The 16,643-nt window shown below is 70.9% G+C and carries 17 protein-coding genes; 11 read left to right on the top strand and 6 right to left on the bottom strand.

Features of this window, described 5'->3' with window-relative positions; all coding sequences use genetic code 11:
• Positions 1 to 267 precede the first annotated feature (267 nt).
• Positions 268 to 855 carry a hypothetical protein gene (locus EDC02_RS38755; protein WP_123607020.1) on the bottom strand — a complete coding sequence of 196 codons (588 nt, stop codon included), beginning with the start codon at positions 853 to 855 and terminating at the stop codon, positions 268 to 270.
• 337 nt (positions 856 to 1,192) lie between these two features.
• Between EDC02_RS38755 and EDC02_RS38750 the strand changes: the two genes are divergently transcribed.
• Positions 1,193 to 1,588: a BatC protein gene (locus EDC02_RS38750; RefSeq protein WP_123607019.1), complete on the top strand. Its 396-nt coding sequence runs from the start codon at positions 1,193 to 1,195 to the stop codon at positions 1,586 to 1,588.
• Positions 1,589 to 1,797: 209 nt separating this feature from the next.
• Here the strand turns inward: EDC02_RS38750 and EDC02_RS38745 are convergent, their stop codons facing one another.
• Positions 1,798 to 3,414 (bottom strand): C40 family peptidase, encoded by a 1,617-nt coding sequence (locus tag EDC02_RS38745; RefSeq protein ID WP_123607018.1) that lies wholly within the window; start codon positions 3,412 to 3,414, stop codon positions 1,798 to 1,800.
• Positions 3,415 to 3,709: 295 nt separating this feature from the next.
• Between EDC02_RS38745 and mqnE the strand changes: the two genes are divergently transcribed.
• The 5 genes from mqnE to EDC02_RS38720 all read left to right on the top strand — a co-directional run bounded on the left by mqnE (position 3,710) and on the right by EDC02_RS38720 (position 8,846).
• Positions 3,710 to 4,879 carry an aminofutalosine synthase MqnE gene (gene mqnE, locus EDC02_RS38740; protein WP_123607483.1) on the top strand — a complete coding sequence of 390 codons (1,170 nt, stop codon included), beginning with the start codon at positions 3,710 to 3,712 and terminating at the stop codon, positions 4,877 to 4,879.
• 93 nt (positions 4,880 to 4,972) lie between these two features.
• Positions 4,973 to 6,193: a DUF2254 domain-containing protein gene (locus tag EDC02_RS38735; RefSeq protein WP_123607017.1), complete on the top strand. Its 1,221-nt coding sequence runs from the start codon at positions 4,973 to 4,975 to the stop codon at positions 6,191 to 6,193.
• 143 nt (positions 6,194 to 6,336) lie between these two features.
• Positions 6,337 to 6,756 (top strand): hypothetical protein, encoded by a 420-nt coding sequence (locus tag EDC02_RS38730; protein ID WP_123607482.1) that lies wholly within the window; start codon positions 6,337 to 6,339, stop codon positions 6,754 to 6,756.
• 8 nt (positions 6,757 to 6,764) lie between these two features.
• Positions 6,765 to 7,067, top strand: a complete 303-nt coding sequence (locus EDC02_RS38725) for a DUF4229 domain-containing protein (RefSeq protein ID WP_123607016.1) — start codon at positions 6,765 to 6,767, stop codon at positions 7,065 to 7,067.
• 93 nt (positions 7,068 to 7,160) lie between these two features.
• Positions 7,161 to 8,846, top strand: coding sequence for a ricin-type beta-trefoil lectin domain protein (locus tag EDC02_RS38720; RefSeq protein ID WP_233606668.1), 1,686 nt, complete (start codon positions 7,161 to 7,163; stop codon positions 8,844 to 8,846).
• 64 nt (positions 8,847 to 8,910) lie between these two features.
• Here EDC02_RS38720 and EDC02_RS38715 read toward each other — a convergent pair whose 3' ends face one another.
• Positions 8,911 to 9,399, bottom strand: a complete 489-nt coding sequence (locus tag EDC02_RS38715) for a glutathione peroxidase (RefSeq protein ID WP_123607015.1) — start codon at positions 9,397 to 9,399, stop codon at positions 8,911 to 8,913.
• Between the two features lie 247 nt (positions 9,400 to 9,646).
• On the bottom strand, positions 9,647 to 11,233 hold the full coding sequence (locus EDC02_RS38710; RefSeq protein WP_123607480.1) for a ricin-type beta-trefoil lectin domain protein: 1,587 nt from the start codon (positions 11,231 to 11,233) through the stop codon (positions 9,647 to 9,649).
• A 297-nt stretch (positions 11,234 to 11,530) separates the two neighbouring features.
• On the opposite strand from EDC02_RS38710, the gene EDC02_RS40665 reads away from it, so the two are divergent.
• Positions 11,531 to 11,701 (top strand): hypothetical protein, encoded by a 171-nt coding sequence (locus EDC02_RS40665; protein ID WP_158632464.1) that lies wholly within the window; start codon positions 11,531 to 11,533, stop codon positions 11,699 to 11,701.
• Between the two features lie 144 nt (positions 11,702 to 11,845).
• Positions 11,846 to 13,162 carry an IS4 family transposase gene (locus tag EDC02_RS38705; protein ID WP_233605980.1) on the top strand — a complete coding sequence of 439 codons (1,317 nt, stop codon included), beginning with the start codon at positions 11,846 to 11,848 and terminating at the stop codon, positions 13,160 to 13,162.
• A gap of 243 nt (positions 13,163 to 13,405) precedes the next feature.
• On the opposite strand, the gene EDC02_RS38700 is transcribed toward EDC02_RS38705, so the two are convergent.
• Both EDC02_RS38700 and EDC02_RS38695 read right to left on the bottom strand, forming a co-directional pair.
• On the bottom strand, positions 13,406 to 13,669 hold the full coding sequence (locus tag EDC02_RS38700) for a hypothetical protein (RefSeq protein ID WP_123607014.1): 264 nt from the start codon (positions 13,667 to 13,669) through the stop codon (positions 13,406 to 13,408).
• 28 nt (positions 13,670 to 13,697) lie between these two features.
• Positions 13,698 to 13,958: a hypothetical protein gene (locus tag EDC02_RS38695; RefSeq protein ID WP_123607013.1), complete on the bottom strand. Its 261-nt coding sequence runs from the start codon at positions 13,956 to 13,958 to the stop codon at positions 13,698 to 13,700.
• A gap of 567 nt (positions 13,959 to 14,525) precedes the next feature.
• On the opposite strand from EDC02_RS38695, the gene EDC02_RS38685 reads away from it, so the two are divergent.
• The 3 genes from EDC02_RS38685 to EDC02_RS38675 all read left to right on the top strand — a co-directional run bounded on the left by EDC02_RS38685 (position 14,526) and on the right by EDC02_RS38675 (position 16,576).
• Entirely contained in the window at positions 14,526 to 15,365 is an 840-nt protein-coding gene (locus EDC02_RS38685; RefSeq protein WP_123607011.1) for a helix-turn-helix transcriptional regulator, read from the top strand.
• Positions 15,362 to 15,556, top strand: a complete 195-nt coding sequence (locus tag EDC02_RS38680) for a DUF397 domain-containing protein (RefSeq protein WP_123607010.1) — start codon at positions 15,362 to 15,364, stop codon at positions 15,554 to 15,556. Before EDC02_RS38685 ends, EDC02_RS38680 begins: the two co-directional genes overlap by 4 nt.
• Before the next feature lie 117 nt (positions 15,557 to 15,673).
• On the top strand, positions 15,674 to 16,576 hold the full coding sequence (locus tag EDC02_RS38675; protein ID WP_123607009.1) for a hypothetical protein: 903 nt from the start codon (positions 15,674 to 15,676) through the stop codon (positions 16,574 to 16,576).
• Positions 16,577 to 16,643: the final 67 nt, after the last annotated feature.

Below are 16,643 nucleotides of genomic sequence, written 5' to 3'. Positions count from 1 at the left end.
CGGCAGGTCGGCGGCTTCGGGCACGGTGTCGAGAACGGAGGGGAACGTGCTGGGATCAGCGAAGGTGGTCAAGAAAACCTCTCAGAGCGGGGCGGATCTTCGCGAATGGCCCGTTCCGGTGTGCACCGTTGAATCGCCCGCAAGATCGCCCATGAGCACGCGGTAGCGCGCCGGGTTGATGATCGAGTGACAAGTGTACGGGTTTGCCGCGCCGCTGCCACCTGACCCGTCTGACCGGTGGGCCGGCTCACCCCCGCCGATCCGGCGTCAACCGCCCAGCAGCCCGTCGAAGATGTCGGCGAAGGTGTTACCCACGAGGAGCACCGCGACGACGCCGACCACCACCATCACGGCCAGGCCGACCACCATGGCCAGCACCACCTTGGTGGTACTGCGGTCCTCCCGCTCAGGCAGGTCCGCCCAGCCCTGGGCCAGGATGTGGCCGGTCAGCGAGCCGGAATTTTCCACCGCGGGATTGAACGCCACGCCGCCCGGTGCCCCGGACATGCCGCCACGTGCCCCCATCGGCAGACCCATCGTCGGATCGGCCGCTGGCCGGCCGGCCGCACCGGGTTGGGAAGGTACGCCGGAAGCACCGGCCCGGGGAGGTACGCCGGAAACACCGGCCGGGCCGGGTCCGGGCGCGTCGCTGTCGGGCCGGCGGGCCCCGTACACCCGCCCGGCCGCCGGGGCGGGGCTGGTGCGCGGCCACTGCCCGTAGGCCGGCGGAGGCTCCGGCGGCACGACCGGCTCCGGCGGTGCCGGTGGCTCGTGCCAGGGCGTCGGCGGTGACTCGCGCCACGGCGACGGTGGGACCGCCGGCGGGATCGTGTAGCCACCGGCCGCCTGGGTCATCTGGTATGCGGCCCCGGCCGGCGGCGGGAACGGCGGTGGCGGAGTCGGGCCCGGTGGGTTCGGACCCGGGGCCGGTGGGTACGGGCCTGGTGGCGGACCGGGTGAGGTCGGCCGTGGCGGCAACGGCGGAGCCGGGGCCGGGGCGGGTTCCGGCTCGGGTGAGGTCGGCCCGGACGGCGGTTCCGCAGGTGCAGGCGGCTGTACCGGGTCAGGGGGTAGGGCCGGATCGCTGGGCGAGGGCTCCTCGGTACGACGCGCACCGTAGACCCGGGTCCCGCCGGTCGGCACCCGGAGCGCGCCGACGTCACTGGCGGAGATCCGTTGCGCTCCGGCCACCGTGGCGCGGGCACGGGCCGCCGCGGCCTCCCCGCTGGCCGCCGGAGGCGACGACGCCGCGGCGGGTGGCTCGGTCGCGGCGGCTGCGGACGCCGACGCGGCATGGTCGGTCGGCGGCCGGTCAGTCGTGGCCGGCGGCTGCCAGGGCGAGGCGAACGCCGACCATGCGGACGCCGGCGACGCGGCCGCTGGCGAGGTCGGAGCCGACGGCGCGGCCGCCGACGGGGAAGACGCACCAGGGACGACCGGGACGTCGGCACCGGAGCCGGTGCCGACCGGCGACGCCCACAGCGCCCCGTCCGGTGGCGGTGGCGGTGGACTGAACGGAGCCGGCAACTCCTCCGCCGGTGGCGGCGCCGATCCGGACCGGTCGACCTGGTCGGGCACCCGCCGCTGACCACCATCGACCTGGTCCACCGACGACCAGGGCCGAGCTTCGTCCATCACTGCCTCCCGTGCCAGCTCACCGGAACACCTCCGGCCGGTGAGGAGTCCGCCGGTTTACCGTGCCATACCGATGCACCTCGGCACAGCCGGAGTATCGGCGTACCGACCGTGGCCGTCTGTCCGGTCCTGGTCGCAACGGTCCGACCGGTGGACGTACGGTCAGCCTTCCAGCGGCCCGGCGCTCGGGGTGCCGGTCGACGTCGTCGACGCGCTCGGGCTGGCCGACGCGGAACTCGACCCGCTCGGGGTACTGGTCGGCGTCCCGGAGCCGCTCGCGTCCGGATCCGGCGTCCCGGAGTCGGGGTCGGTCGGCGACGGGCTGGGGTCACTCGGCGTCGGCATCGGACCGGGCGTGGACGGGCTGGTCGACGGCGATGGGGAAGGCGACGGTGAGTCGGACGGGTCCGGCGACGGCGAATCCGTGGGATCCGGGGACGGTGAGTCGGACGGGTCGGGCGACGGCGAATCCGTGGGGTCCGGTGTCGGGTCGGGCGACGGGTCCGGCGACGGCGTGGGCGTCGGGGTCGGGGTCGGGGTCGGGGTCGGGGTCGGGGCGACCTCGCGGATCACCCGGGTCGCCGCGTAGAACCGGGACCACCAGACGGTGGAGACCTTGACCACGTCTCCGGTGGTCGGCGCGTGCACCATCTTGCCGTTGCCGACGTACATCCCGACGTGGTGCACCGTCGTCCAACTGGACCCGGAGGCGAAGAAGATCAGGTCGCCGGGGAGCAGCGCCGACCGGTCCACCTTGTTGTGCCGGGTCGCGTAGTACTGGTCCTTGGCGACCCGGGGCAGGCTGAAGTAGTCGGCACCGGGCGACCGGTACGCCGCCCACATCAGGCCGGAACAGTCGTAGCGGTGCGGCCCCTCGGCCCCCCACAGGTACGGCTTGCCGAGCTGCTTGAGAGCGAACTCCAGGGCGGCGACGGCACGGGGGTGGGCGGCGGCACCGTCGATCCCGTCGATGCCCTGCCCGATCTCCTGCTCGGCGGCCTCCCGCTGGCGTTCGATCGCCACCAGCTGCTCGGTGTTCTGCTCCTTCAACGCGAGCAGCGCGGTCTCCCGCTGCTTGAAAGTGCCCTCAGTGCTGCCGAACTCGCTGCGCAGCGCGTCGACCAGGGCCAGCGCCGCCGTGTAGGTCTGGTACGCCTCCTGCTCGGCGGCTGCGGCGAGCGAAACGTCCCGGTTGGCGGCGTCGGTGCCGACACCCGGCTGCTGGCCCCGTTGCAGCCGGGACAGGGCACCGAGTCCGTGCAGGTCACCGCGGTACTCGCCGGGCGGCATCGCGGCGGCGTCCTTCAGGGCGTACGACGCCGCGCTGTCCGCGTCCCGCTGCGCCTCGATCAGCGCGGTCCGCGCCTCGCGCAGCGACTGCTCGGCGGCGGCCAGCGCGGTCTCCGCCGCGGTCTGCTCCTGTTCCAGCTCGAGCAGCTGCTGACCGAGCAGCGCGACCTCGGTCTCACCGGCGTAGATCTGCGCGGCGAGTGGGCCCTCCACCGGGGTGGGGGTGATGGCCGGCGCGTCGGTCGTCGGGCCGGTGCCGGGCAGTTGCAGGCCGCCGGCGGGCACCGGTCGGCTGCCGGTGTCCGGCACGGTCACCGGCTGGGCGTACACCGGGGAGGCGAGGGCGACCGCGGTGACGGCACCGAGCAGACCGGCCCACAGGGCCGGGCTCAGCCGGACCGGAACGGCACCGACCATCACGAACCGGCGTTGCCGCCGTGCTCCGTCGCGCCGCTGGCCCACTGCCGCGCCCCTACTTCTTCGTGCCATGCCCGCTCGCTCCCCGTACGGCGCATTTGTCCCGGTGCTGATGCGCCGGAACCGAGTAGCGTCGCCTGGTGTCGCCTGTCCCACATCGGTCTTACCGCACGGGGCTGCTGATGTCGATGTTTCCTGAGGTAACGAGAAGCTGAGAGGTTGGCGACCCGGGCATGACGCAGGTCGCTGTGCCGCCGGGCGACGAGCCGACCGGCGGGCCCGGGACGTACGCTCGAACGCGGATCACGGCTGATGGTCGTCGACGGCGGGTCGTCGGCGTGGCCGGCCGGGAAGGGGCGTGGCGGACGTGGACGCTGGTCGCAAGCGTGAGCTCGAAGACAAGGTGTACGCCGGGGAGCGGCTGGACCACACCGACGGGGTGGACCTGTACGCCAGCGACGACCTGGCCTGGCTGGGCCGGCTGGCGCATCACCGGCGGACCGAGCTCAACGGCGACCGGGTGATGTTCAACGTCAACCGGCACCTGAATTTGACCAACGTGTGCAGCGCCTCCTGCGCGTACTGCTCGTTCCAGCGTAAGCCGGGCGAGAAGGACGCGTACACGATGCGCATCGACGAAGCGGTCCGCAAGGCCAAGGAGATGGAGGACGAGCAGCTCACCGAGCTGCACATCGTCAACGGTCTGCACCCGACCCTGCCCTGGCGGTACTACCCGAAGGTGCTGCGCGAGCTCAAGTCGGCGCTGCCGAACGTCAAGCTCAAGGCGTTCACCGCGACCGAGGTGCAGTGGTTCGAGAAGATCAGCGGGCTGCCGGCGGACGAGATCCTCGACGAGCTGATGGACGCCGGTCTGGAGTCGCTGACCGGTGGTGGTGCGGAGATCTTCGACTGGGAGGTCCGTCAGCACATCGTCGACCACGCCTGCCACTGGGAGGACTGGTCACGGATTCACCGGCTGGCCCACAGCAAGGGGCTGCGCACCCCGTCGACCATGCTGTACGGGCACATCGAGGAGCCCCGCCACCGGGTGGACCACGTGCTGCGGCTGCGCGAACTGCAGGACGAGACCGGCGGCTTCACCGTCTTCATCCCGCTGCGCTACCAGCACGACTTCGTCGACTCGGCGGACGGCAAGATCCGTAACCGGATCCAGGAGCGCACCACGATGGCGGCACCGGCCGAGTCGTTGAAGACCTTCGCGGTGTCCCGGCTGCTGTTCGACAACGTGCCGCACGTCAAGTGTTTCTGGGTGATGCACGGGCTGTCCGTGGCGCAGTTGTCGCTCAACTTCGGCGTCGACGACCTCGACGGGTCAGTGGTCGAGTACAAGATCACCCACGACGCGGACTCCTACGGCACACCGAACACCATGCACCGCGAGGACCTGCTGCACCTGATCTGGGACGCCGGCTTCCAGCCGGTCGAGCGGGACACCCGCTACCAGGTGGTACGCGAGTACGACCGGCCGCCGGCACTGGCCGACCGGCGGGCCGAGCCGCAGCAGATCTGGGCCTGAGCGAGCCGGCCCGGCCAACACCGGTGCCGGGGCCTGAGCCGACTTTAGCGGGCCGGCAGGTGTCGACCCGCACGAGACGGGAAAGGCCCTGCGGTGAGTCCGCCGCGTGAGACGCTGTCCCGCCTCCGTGGCGTGTGGGGCAGTTTCTGGGCGGTACCGGCGACGTTCGCGACCGGTGCGGTACTCGGCGCGATCCTGCTCACCGCCCTGGAGCTGCGGCTACGACTGCCGCTGGACGGCTTCCTGCCGAGCGGGCCGGCCGGCGCCAGGTCGCTGCTGTCGTCGGTGATCACCGCGATGATCTCGTTCACCGCGTTGGTCTTCTCCATCACGGTGGTCGCGGTGCAGCTGGCCTCCAGCCAGTACTCGCCCCGGGTGCTGCGGACGTTCCTGAGCGACCGGATCCCCCAGGCCACCCTGGGCACGTTCGTCGCGACGTTCCTGTTCGCCATGGTGGTCCTCGCCGCGCTGCCGGACCAGTCCGACGCCCGGCTGCCGGCGCTGTCGCTGGCCGTGTCGATGGCCCTGGTACTGGGCAGCACCGGAATGTTCATCTACTACCTGCACCACATGACCGCTCTGATGCGGGTCTCGCACATGATCGCGGCGATCGGGGTCCAGAGCAGGCGTAGCATCGACCGGTGGGCGCCCCGGCCGACCGATCCGGCTGGTACGCCGGACGGCCCGGTCGTCGACGTGCTGGCCGCACCGGCCACCGGTGTGGTCATCGAGGTCGACATCAAATCGCTGGCGCGGCTCGCCCGCCGGCACCGCTGCGCCCTCACCGTCGAGCGGATCCCCGGCGAGTTCGTCGTGGCAGGCATGCCGCTGGTCGCCGTACACGCCGTCGGAGACACACCGCCGGGCCCGATCGACGCGACGAAGGCGGCGCAGGCGGTCGAGGTCGGCGTCGAACGGGTACCCGGCCAGGACGTCGGCTTCGGGCTACGGCAGCTCGCCGACATCGTCGAACGGGCGCTCTCGCCCGGCATCAACGACGCCACCACCGCCGTCCGTGCCCTGCAGGAGTCGCACGACCTGCTACGCCGGCTGGCCGACCGGCCGGACCGGCCGAGGATCGTCCGGGACGACGACGGGACGGTCCGGGTCCACGTCCGCCGGCAGTCGTTCGCCAGCCACCTCGCCACCTCGATCACCGACATCCGGCAGGCAGCCGCTGACCAGCCCAGGGTCATCGAGCTGGTCGACAGCATCCTCGCCGATCTGGCCACGGCGGCCCGGCCCGAGCACCGGCCGGACATTCAGCGCTGCCGGGCGGCGTCACCGGCCGCCGACGCCCCGGGTCGTCGCTGAGGAGTACCAGCGGCGACCGGCAGCGCGTAGCTCAGGTGCAGCGGATGCACTCCGGACACCGTCACCTCGGCCGGTTGTCCGGATGCCGGCCCGCCAAACCTGGTCCGGGTGCGGCACCAGCCCAGGCGTACCCTCAAGTGGTCATGACGGAATCGAAGAGCGACAGTCTTCCGCGCCGGGACGCCGCAGGTCGGGTCGTCGCGTTGCCGGATCTACTCGGCGTGGTCGGCGCCGGCCTGGTGATCGGCCTGGTCGTGCTGCTGCTGTTCGACGGCGTGTTCACGCTGATCGGCGACGGCCGGCTCGGCCAGTCGAACGGCTGGTTGGCGGTGATCCTGCCGGCGTGGCTGTTCGCCGAGGACTTCCGGGCCTGGGCCGGCGGCTCCGCTCGGTTCGTCGCCGCCGCGGTGGCGACCGGGGTCGGGGTCGCCTCCGGGCTACTCGCCGCCGGGATCGCGGCCGAGCTGCCGGCGACGGCCGGCGGCGGGATCGGGGCGGCGGTCTTCGCCCTGGTGTACGCGGCGGTCTGGTTCCATGGCGTCCGGTGGCTGGACGGCCGGTGAGGAGAAGCATGAGCCCTGCGGTGAAGTACACGCTCGGCCGGATCGGGCTGTTCGTGATCGTCGTGCTGGCCCTCTGGCCGGTCGACATAAACATTTTTCTTAAACTTATGATCGCGGTCATTTTCTCGGCCGCGCTGTCCTGGTTTTTGATGCGCGGCTGGCGGGACGAGATGGCGCAGCAGATCGCCGAGTCCGCCGAGCGCCGCCGGTCCGAGAAGGAACGGTTGCGGTCCGCGCTGGCCGGCGAGGACCAGACCGACGGTACGGTCGGCAAGCCCGGTTCGGTCGGCAAGTCCCGGGAGGATTCCTAGCTTTCACCAACCGGCATTGACCGTGCCCGAGTGCGATCGATTCAATGTCGACCGGAATCACCTCGGCGGATGCACCTGGGACGGTGGTTGATCATGATGCCCGGATCCTTGCCGTTCCGACGCCTGCTCGACCTGTTCCGACGCCTGCTCGACCGGCTCCCGCGACGCACCACGGCAGGCATCATCGCCGGGCTGGCCGCGCTTTCCACGGTCGTCGCGACCATCGGGTTCGGTGCGGCATCCGCCCGCGACGACGACCTGATCGGCCAGCCGGTCTCCGACGAGCAGTTGGCGGTCATCGCCGCCGCCGCCGAGTCGTGCCCGATGCTCAACCCGGCCCGGGTCGCCGGCCAACTGATGGCCGAGTCCGGGCTGGACGCCGGCGCGGACACCACCACCTCCGGTGGGCAGGGCATCGCCGGGCTCGACGCACAGGACTGGCAGGACTGGGCCCCGTGGCCGGCGGCGGAGCGCGCCGACGTCGAGGCCAACGTGATCGCCCTGGCCCGCCAGATGTGCCAGCTCAGCGGCCAGTTGCGGGTGGCGGAGGTGCCGGGTGACCAGTGGTGGCTGGCGCTCGCGGCGTTCCACACCGGGCTGGACACGGTCACCGACGCCGGCGGGGTGCCCGATCCGGCGCTCACCTACGTCGGCCAGGCCAGCGGCTACGCGGCGTACTACAGCAAGCTGCCGCAGTTCGGCGGGTCGGGCGACGAGCCGGCCGACACGAACCGTCAGCCGAAGGCGATCCCCACCGAGTACGTCGAGCTGATCGTCGAGGCCGGATCGGCCTGCCCGGCGGTCACCGCCCCGGCGGTCGCCGCCTCGTTGATGGCGCTGTCCGGGTTCGACGCGACCCTGGTCGGCGCCGACGACCGGCAGGGCATCGCCCAGTTCACCGCCGAGCTGTGGCAGGAGCACGGGTCGGCCGACGCGTCACCGATGGTGCCGGCGGCGGCCATCCCGGCGTTCGGCACCGCGATGTGCGCGCTGGTCGAGTCGTTCGGCGACACCGAAGGCGACGTCTACCTGATGGCGCTGGCCGCGTACCACGCCGGGGTCGACGCGGTACGGCAGACCGACGGCCCGCTCGACAAGGAGACCGAGAACCTGCTGGAGTCGGTACAGCGGCTCACCGACTTCTACGCGATGGACGCCCGGATGACCACCGACGCGTCGCCGTCGCCTTCGGCGTCAGCGTCGGCCACGCCCTCGCCCTCGCCTTCGGCGTCGCCGACCCCGGCCGCCTCCCCGACCGGTTCGCCGAAACCCCGGTCAGCGACGACCCCGCCGCGTACGGCCAGCACCCGGCCGGCGGCGCCGCCACCCAGCCCGCGCGCCACGAAGAACCCGCCGAAGCAGACCACCCCGGCCGCACCGCCCGCCCCGGCACGCCCGTCCAACACCTACCAACTGGTCGGCAAGGAGACCGGGCTGTGCGTCAGCGCCGGTGCCGGCTCCGACGGGACCCGGCTCACCCTGCAGCGCTGCGCCGAGAACAAGTCGCAGTGGTGGCAGTTGCGCAGCGACGGCACGATCCGCGCCAACGGGCTCTGCATGGACGTGGCCTGGGGCGCCAGCGAGGACGGCACCGCAGTACAGGTGGCGTACTGCAGCGGCAACCCGGCGCAGAACTGGCAGAAGTGGCAGGGCCGCAGCGGCACCCTGGTCAACCCGCTGACCGGCAAGTGTCTGGACGTCGACGGTCACGGGGTGGGCGCGCCGCTGATGATCTGGTACTGCGTGGGTCACCCGAAGCAGACCTTCAACCAGCGGTGACCGTACGGCCGGCCGGCCCCAGCCCGGGGCCGGCCGCGACCGCACGGCGGTGCCAGGTCAGTCCCTAGCCGGGCAGTTGTGCCTCGATCGCGGCGACCACCGCGTCGTCGGTCGGCTCGACCCGGGGCCGGAACCGGCCGACCACCCGGCCGTCCGGCGCGATCAGGAACTTCTCGAAGTTCCACTGGATGTCACCGGCCGTGCCGTCGACGTCGGCGGTTTCGGTCAGCTCGGCGTAGACGGGGTGCCGGCCGGGCCCGTTGACCTCGATCTTGGCGAACATCGGGAACGTCACCCCGTACGTCGCCGAGCAGAACTCCTGGATCTCCTCGGCGCTGCCCGGCTCCTGACCACCGAACTGGTTGCACGGGAAGCCGACCACCGAGAAGCCCCGGTCGGCGTACCGCTCGTGCAGCTGCTCCAGGCCGCCGTACTGCGGGGTCAGCCCGCACTTCGACGCCACGTTGACCACCAACAGTGCCTTGCCGGCGTAGTCCCCCAGCGAGCCGGGCTGCCCGGCCAGGGTGGTGAGCGGAATGTCGTAGATCCCCACGTCTCGATCCTCTCTCCCGCCCGGTGCTCGCACACCGGCCGGCCGTCGTGCAGGTAGGCGACGTGTCCATGGTCGGCCGCCGCGAGTGCACACCGCACCCACCTGCCAACATAGGCCGCCGCAGCCGTCCGACCGCCTCGGGGCGGACAAGCACGCGCCCGGTTCCGGCGCGGTGGACTGCCAGGAACCGGGCGCGGGATCGCCGTGACCAGGAACCCTGTCGGGACGCCGGCCGAGGAAGGGCCGGTCAGCCGCGCCGCCACTTCTGGTTGGCGCCGCCGTGGCACTCGTAGATGATCAGCCGGGCACCGTCGGCGGTGTTCCAGTCGACCACGTCGACGCACTTGTTGGCCTGCGGGTTGACCAGGTCACCGGCGCCGGAGAGCACCCACTGCTGGGCCGGGTTGCCGCTGCAGTTCGCGAGCTGCACCACGGCACCGTTGGCGGTCGAGCCCCAGGCGACGTCCATGCACAGGCCCAGCGCCCGGATGGTGCCGTCGCCGGGGAAGGTCCAGTTCTGCGCGTTGGTGCCGTTGCACCGGTACAGCTGCAGGTGCTGGCCGTCGACTCCGTTGGAGTTCGGCACGTCGATGCACTTGTCGGCGAGCCCGATGATCCGGCTGGTCGAGCCGCCGCCGGTGGTGGTCAGCGACAGCCCGTAGCGGGACAGGATCTCGTTGACCGGCTGGTAGACGGTGGTGCCACCGGAGCTGCAGGTGCCACCGGCGCCGGAGGTGACGCCCTGCGCCTGGGTGCCGGCGAGGAACGAGCCGCCGGAGTCACCGGGCTGCGCGCAGGCGCTGCTGGAGACCAGTCCGTAGACGAGCTGGCCCGAGTAGTTGACGGTGACGTTCTTGGCGGTGATCGTGCCGCACCGCCAGCCGGTGGTCCGGCCGGACCGGCAGACGGCGGCACCGACCGCTGCCTCCCGGGAGCCGGTGACGTTGACCGTGCCGCCGCCGTAGTTGTTCACCCACGGCCGGGGCACCCAGTTGGCGTTGGTCTGCACCCAGGCCAGGTCGTCACCGGGGAACGACGACCCCCGGAAGGTGCCCTGCGCGACCCCGCTGCCGGCGGTGGAGGCACCGACGCCGCCGCAGTGGCCGGCGGTGACGAACCCGCCGGCGACGGCGAAGCCGACCGAGCAGAGCACGCTGTTGTTGATCACGTACTGGTCACCGCCCCGGATGTCGTACACCGGGCGGTAGGCGTCGTCGCTGCGTACCACCGAGGTGGCGGTGGTGGGCAGCCCGGCGGCGCGGGCGAAGCCGGTGGCCGCCGCGACGTCGGCGGCCTCGATGGTCACGGTGTTGGTGACCGGGTCGACGTACCAGGAGTGCACGGCGGCGTCGGCGCTGGCGGCCCGCCGGTCGAGTCCGGCTGCGAGCCGGTCCAGCTCGGCGAGGCTGCGGGTGACGGTCCGGGGTTCGGCCCCGACCGCGCGGACCCGGGCGGCCTGCGCCGGATCGGTCACCCCGACGACGACGGTACGGCCGTCGTCGGCGACCCAGGTGCCGGCGTACGCGTCGGCCAGTTCGGTACGCAGGCGGTGTTCGATCGGTACGGCGGCCGCCTCGACGGCGAGCCGGGTGGCCAGCTGGTCCGGGGTGAGGTCGAGATCCCGGCGCAGTGCGGCGAGCTGGCCGGCGGGCAGCGCGGCCACGTCGGCGGCTGCGGCGGAGTCGGCCGGATCGGCGATCTCGGCGGTGGTGGCCGGCGCGGTCGTGGCGGGGCCGGGGATGCCGACGGTCGGCGCGGCGGCGGCCGGTGGCGGTACGGCGAGCAGGCTGGCGCTCAGGGTCAGGCCCAGCAGCGCACCCAGCTTGCGGTTCATCTGCATACCTCCGAGAGGTCGATGTGAGCAAGTCGTGAGAGCGCTCTCAGATAGGAAAGTTTACTAATTGACAAACTTCTGTCAATATCCACAGAGGTCGACCCGGTCACCCACGGTCGGAGACCGCCGACGGACGAGGTCGACCGGGGTCGGGCCAGATTCGACGTCGCAACGCGGGCCCGGGGACCACCGAGTTGCCCGGTGCGTCGCCGACCGGTTCTCCTGACCGCCGCAGGCCGGTGCGCCGTCGTCCATGCCGCCGGCGTCCTGACGACCAGTCCACCCTGGCGCTACGCCGTGGTGCTGGCGATCGGTCTGCTCGTCGCCTACGCCGACGATACAGACCCGCTCTTCCCCGGCTTCGCGGATCACCGGCGCCACGAGTTGAAGGTGAGATACCTTTCCCGCCGGTTGAAAGGTATCTCACCTTCAACTGATCTTGGTGATCCCGGCCGGGCGGGCGTGTGACCCCGGCTTGGTGCAATGCCACGTAGCCTAAGTTGATCTTGGGTTTGACCTGCGGGTTTGATGTGGACTCCTGGGCGGTGCGGCGTGGCGGGACGACCACGGCTCGGCTGACTGTTTTGATCACGGGTCATGTCGGTGGATGTGGTGGACCGTCCAGTGGTACGGCCGGATCAGGTGACGCTCGGGGTGCTGATCTCGCAGGTGTCGCGGGAGGAGGTCGACGCCGCGATCGAGGTGTGCGGGGTGCGGGAGCAGCGGTCGGACGGGAAACTGCCGGCGCACGTGAGCACCTACCTGACGTTGGGGTTGGCGTTGTTCCCCGACGATGACTACACCGAGGTCGCGACCAGGGTCACCGGGTCGTTGGACCGGTTCGGGTGCTGGGACGCGGCGTGGAGCGTGCCGACCTCGAGTGCCATCAGCCAGGCGCGGAAACGGTTGGGCCGCCGGGTGTTCGCCGAGCTGTTCGAGCGCACGTGCGGGCCGGTCGCGGGCGAGGCGGGCCCGACAGCGCCGGCGGGCGCGTTGGGGACCGCGCGGGGGTCGTTCCTACGCCGGTGGCGGCTGCTGGCGATCGACGGGTTCACCGTCGATGTGCCCGACAGCACGGCCAACGCGGCCGAGTTCGGCTACGCCGGGTCAGGGGGGAACCGTTCCGCGTTTCCGAAGGCCCGGGTCGTGGCCCTCGCGGAGTGCGGCACCCACGCCTTCGTCGCCGCCGAGATCGGCGCCTACCCGGAAGGGGAGAAGACCCTCGCGCAGCGGCTGTACCCACGGCTACGGTCCGACGAACTACTCACCGCCGACCGGGGGTTCTACTCCTGGCAGGCGTGGGACACCGCCGCCGCGACCGGCGCCGCGCTGCTGTGGCGGGCCCCGACCCAGCTCGACCTGCCCGTGGTCAAGATCCTGTCCGACGGCACCTATCTCACCGTCCTGATCAAACCGACCGTCCGTGGCGGTCGACGGGAACGACTGCTCGCGGCCGCCCGCGCCGGAGCTGACCTGACCGACATCAACAGCGTTCCCGACGCGTTCGACGACCGGGGCCTGCCGGTCGTCCACCTCGCCCGGGTGGTCGAGTACGACATTCCCGACCGCGTCGGCGACGGCACCGGCGAGTTGATCGCCCTGATCACCACCATCGTCGACCCCGCCGACGCCCACGCCGACGAACTAGCTGGCGGCTACCACGAGCGGTGGGAGGAGGAAACCGCCAACGACCAGCTCAAAACCCACCTCCGTGGTCCCGGACGGGTGCTGCGGTCCCGTCTGCCGGACCTGGCCCATCAGGAGATCTGGGCCTACCTGATCGTCCACCACGCGATCAGCGCGCTGACAGCGAAAGCGTCCGCCGCCGCCGACCTCGATCCGGACAGGATCTCCTTCACCAGAGCCCTGCGCCTGATCCGCCGCACCGCCACCGGCACGGCGGACATTCCCCCCTCAGGACTGGGCTGACCAGCTACCGACCCACCTCGCCCGGATCGCCGCTCTCCTGATCCCCACCCGACGCGAACGCACCTGCCCCCGCGCGGTCAAACGCGCCCGCCACAACCAGTACCGGGTCAAGAAACCCCACGAACCGGCCAGCATCCGCCACCAGCGTCCACCGACCATCCACATCCATCGGGTCCAGCCACCATCAAGATCAACCTAGGCTACGTGGCATTGCGGCTTGGTGGGTGTCGGGGCGTGCGTCGGTCAGGGTGAGCCGTGCAGGACGACCCGGTAGCCGAGTTGCTGGCCGTATGTCATCAACGGGCGCAGGGTCGGGACGAGTTCGGTGGCCTGCGTGGACCAGTGGTGTCCCCGGTTGCCGTCGAGTCTGTGGTGGCGGACCGGTGTCGTCTGCCGTTGTCGCCGCAACTCGCGGCGCAGGTGGTGCAGCCGCTGGGACGCCGTGGACCGGCCGGAGCGCCAGTCGAGCCAGCGTAGCCACCAGTCACGTAGCATCTCGGTGATCATTTCTCTCCCTTGATCAATTGGTCGATGGTCAGGTTTCTGTGCGCCGGGGCAGTCGGTAGAGTCCGTGGCGCTGGACGAAGATCTCTCGCCGTTCGGCTGCGTTGCCGTAACGGTCAATGACGTATCCGGTTAGCCAGATCCACCCGTCGTAGGTCCACTTGCAGTCGACGGCGATGACCCGGAGTCGGATGGCGCGGTCATCGGCGAACTGGACGCTGGCTTCCCGGCCGATGATCAGGACGTCGCCGGGTTTCGGCTCCGGTGTGGCGAGTAGTCGGTTACCCGTCACGCCGATCCGCTATCGGGTAGGTCGTACGCCCGCAGTCCGGGCACCACCTAGACTTGACCTTGAACGACCACAACCCGGCACAGAAGCCGAGCAGCGCCGCGCTGAACAACGCTCCCACTTCCATCATCGACATCCCCTCCTGTGGCATCGACACAGCATCAGCGCCACCACCCAATGAACCGCCAGTACAGGTACCCGGACCTGTGCAGCGGCAGGTCGGTCATGGCGTCTATCAGGCACGTGGCCATGTAGACCGACAGCGACACCCGTGCACCGGTGTACTCGGCGAGTAGCTCCTGACGGCGCGCGTCGCACGGCCATGGAAGTCCGCACTTCGCACACATCCAGTGGGGACGATCCGGAGTGTGCGTGCTCACTGGGCTTCCTTCGGCCAGTGCCCCCGGTTGACAGGGACGTGTTGAGACATGCCCGCTCCCTCGCATCTGCGCGGTGTGGCTCGTGCGTCCAGTTTGCGCGCGCACTTTTGTGGAGTCAAGGATTGGCAGCCATCTAGGATTGACGAAATATGGATGGCCGAGAACGAGGCGTCAGGAGCAGAATGTGGGCATGACGAGCCCGACCTTCGTGCGGTTCCAGCTCGGCGTGCAGCTCCGCCGAGCACGCGAGGAAGCCAACGTGACCACCGAGAAGGCAGCTGACACCATCGAAGTCTCGGCAAGCACCCTGCGCCGCATCGAGCAGGGCAGGGTAGGGCTGAAGGGTCCGGCGCTGAACGCCCTACTGGACCTGTACGGCGTCGCCGACGCCGAGCTGCGCGAGACCCTGCTGTCGATGGCGCGGAGCGGCAAGCAACGCGGCTGGTGGGCGAAGTACGGAGACCTGCCGAACTCGTACCGGCAGTACATCGGACTGGAGTCCGCCGCGACGACGATCCAGAACTTCGAGACGCTCGTGGTGCCTGGCCTGCTGCAGACCGTCGACTACACCCGTGCGATCGCCGCCGCCGCCGTTGAGCAGCCCACGCCGCAGGCCGTAGAGGAACGGGTCGCGGTCCGCGTGGAGCGACAGAAGCTACTCACCGAGGAGAAGCTTCGCCTGGTCGCGGTCATCGACGAGGCAGTGCTGCACCGCCGGATCGGCGGACCGGAGGTAATGACCAACCAGCTGACAGCGCTGCTCGAAGCCCAGGACCGGTGGAACGTGATCATTCAGGTCATCCCGTTCGGGGAGGGTGCATACGCCTCGATGTTGTCGAGCTTCCACATCCTCAGCTTCGACGAGGGGCCAGGGGTGGTCTACATCGAAGGGCTGACCGGAGACCTCTACGCTGAAGGTGAGGATGTGCAGAGATGCGCCAGGGTCTTCGACGACCTACGGGCATCTGCCCTGTCACCCGCAGCATCGGCCGAGATGATCAAGGACCTCCGGGATAGGGAGACACCATGAAGGCACTCGACAACCAGTGGCGCACGAGCAGCCGCAGCGGCCACAACGGTGCCTGCGTGGAGGCGCGGTACGTCGACCAGGCCGCCCAGGTGCGTGACAGCAAGGATCAGGCTGGGCCGGTTCTGTCCTTCACCCCGACCCGGTGGACCGGCTTCGTCCAGGAGATCAAGACCGGCAGGTTCGAAGCCTGATACCCGTCCGACCGTTGGCCCTACAAGCGAATGCCAGCGGTGCTGCTCCGTCGATGTTTGCCTGGAGCGTTGGTGAGCGATCCGACCGCTGACGGAGGGCCGGGCTAGATTCACCCGGTGCGTCGCGGACCGGTTCTCCTGACCGCCGCAGGCGGGTGCGCCGTGATCCACGCCGCCGGCGTCCTGACGGCCAGCCCGGCCTGGCGCTACGCCGAGGTGCTGGCGATCGGCCTGCTCATCATCTATGCCGTGGCCAGCGGGCTGCCGACGCCACGGTGGGCGGTGCCGGCGGCGCTCGCCGTACTGCTGCTGGACGCCCTCTGGACGATGCCCGCCGACCGGGCCGAGGGTCACGGCTGGCAGGTGCTGCGGCCGGATACCGCCGGCGTCGACCGACTCGCCGGCTTCGAGGCGGGCCTCGCCATCTGCTGGGCGTCGCTGACCGCAGTGGCCTTGCTGCTCGCGGCGTGGCACCGACGGGGTAATCGCCACCTGGGACCGGGTGTACACCCCCGGCGGCGGCGGACAACGGTCACCGCAGCGCTGGCGGCTGTGCTGATCACCGGGTACGCGGCGGTCCGGATCCTCGCCATCTGGCTGACCTTGGCGACCGCCCAGCGTGACCACCCGACCGGGGCGGACCTGGCCGGTTCGGTGATCGCCGTGAGCCTGGCCGTGCTGCCGCCACTCGGGCTCGGGTTGGCCGCGCTGGCGCTCGCCACGGCACTGGCCGGCCACCGCCGGTGGCTCGCCTCGGCCGGCGCGACGTTGCTCGCCGTGACCGCGCTGTCCCATGTGGATACGGCCATCCGAGCCGTGCCGCTGCCCCTGTACGCGGGCGACCAGCTCGCCTGGTCCGCCGCCTACGCCATCGCGTCCACGCCGTGGACGCCGTCCCCTGTCGCGGCGCTCACCGCGCTGCTGGAGCTGGCCGCGTACCTGCTGCTCGTCACGGGCTTGACCGGTTTCCACCCGCCGACATCCACCGCCCGGTCCCAGGCAGGCCAGTCGCGGCGGTGAGCCATCGGGGTCGCTGCCACACTCGCTGACCAACTGCCGGACGACGGCGCCTATCTTCAGTAAACGA

Origin of the sequence: Micromonospora sp. Llam0 (assembly GCF_003751085.1) — a bacterium.
Lineage (GTDB): Bacteria > Actinomycetota > Actinomycetes > Mycobacteriales > Micromonosporaceae > Micromonospora_E.
The sequence above is the reverse complement of the archived record's forward strand: the minus strand, read 5'-3'. Positions and strand labels throughout refer to the sequence as shown.

Coding starts and splice junctions, on each gene's coding strand:
- EDC02_RS38685 (WP_123607011.1), top strand. CDS start 14,526: ATGACGAGCCCGACCTTCGTGCGGTTCCAGCTCGGCGTGCAGCTCCGC.
- EDC02_RS38755 (WP_123607020.1), bottom strand. CDS start 855: ATGACCCAGGCGGCCGGTGGCTACACGATCCCGCCGGCGGTCCCACCG.
- EDC02_RS38710 (WP_123607480.1), bottom strand. CDS start 11,233: ATGAACCGCAAGCTGGGTGCGCTGCTGGGCCTGACCCTGAGCGCCAGC.
- EDC02_RS38730 (WP_123607482.1), top strand. CDS start 6,337: ATGACGGAATCGAAGAGCGACAGTCTTCCGCGCCGGGACGCCGCAGGT.
- EDC02_RS38720 (WP_233606668.1), top strand. CDS start 7,161: ATGATGCCCGGATCCTTGCCGTTCCGACGCCTGCTCGACCTGTTCCGA.
- EDC02_RS38700 (WP_123607014.1), bottom strand. CDS start 13,669: ATGATCACCGAGATGCTACGTGACTGGTGGCTACGCTGGCTCGACTGG.
- EDC02_RS38725 (WP_123607016.1), top strand. CDS start 6,765: ATGAGCCCTGCGGTGAAGTACACGCTCGGCCGGATCGGGCTGTTCGTG.
- EDC02_RS38680 (WP_123607010.1), top strand. CDS start 15,362: ATGAAGGCACTCGACAACCAGTGGCGCACGAGCAGCCGCAGCGGCCAC.
- EDC02_RS38745 (WP_123607018.1), bottom strand. CDS start 3,414: ATGGCACGAAGAAGTAGGGGCGCGGCAGTGGGCCAGCGGCGCGACGGA.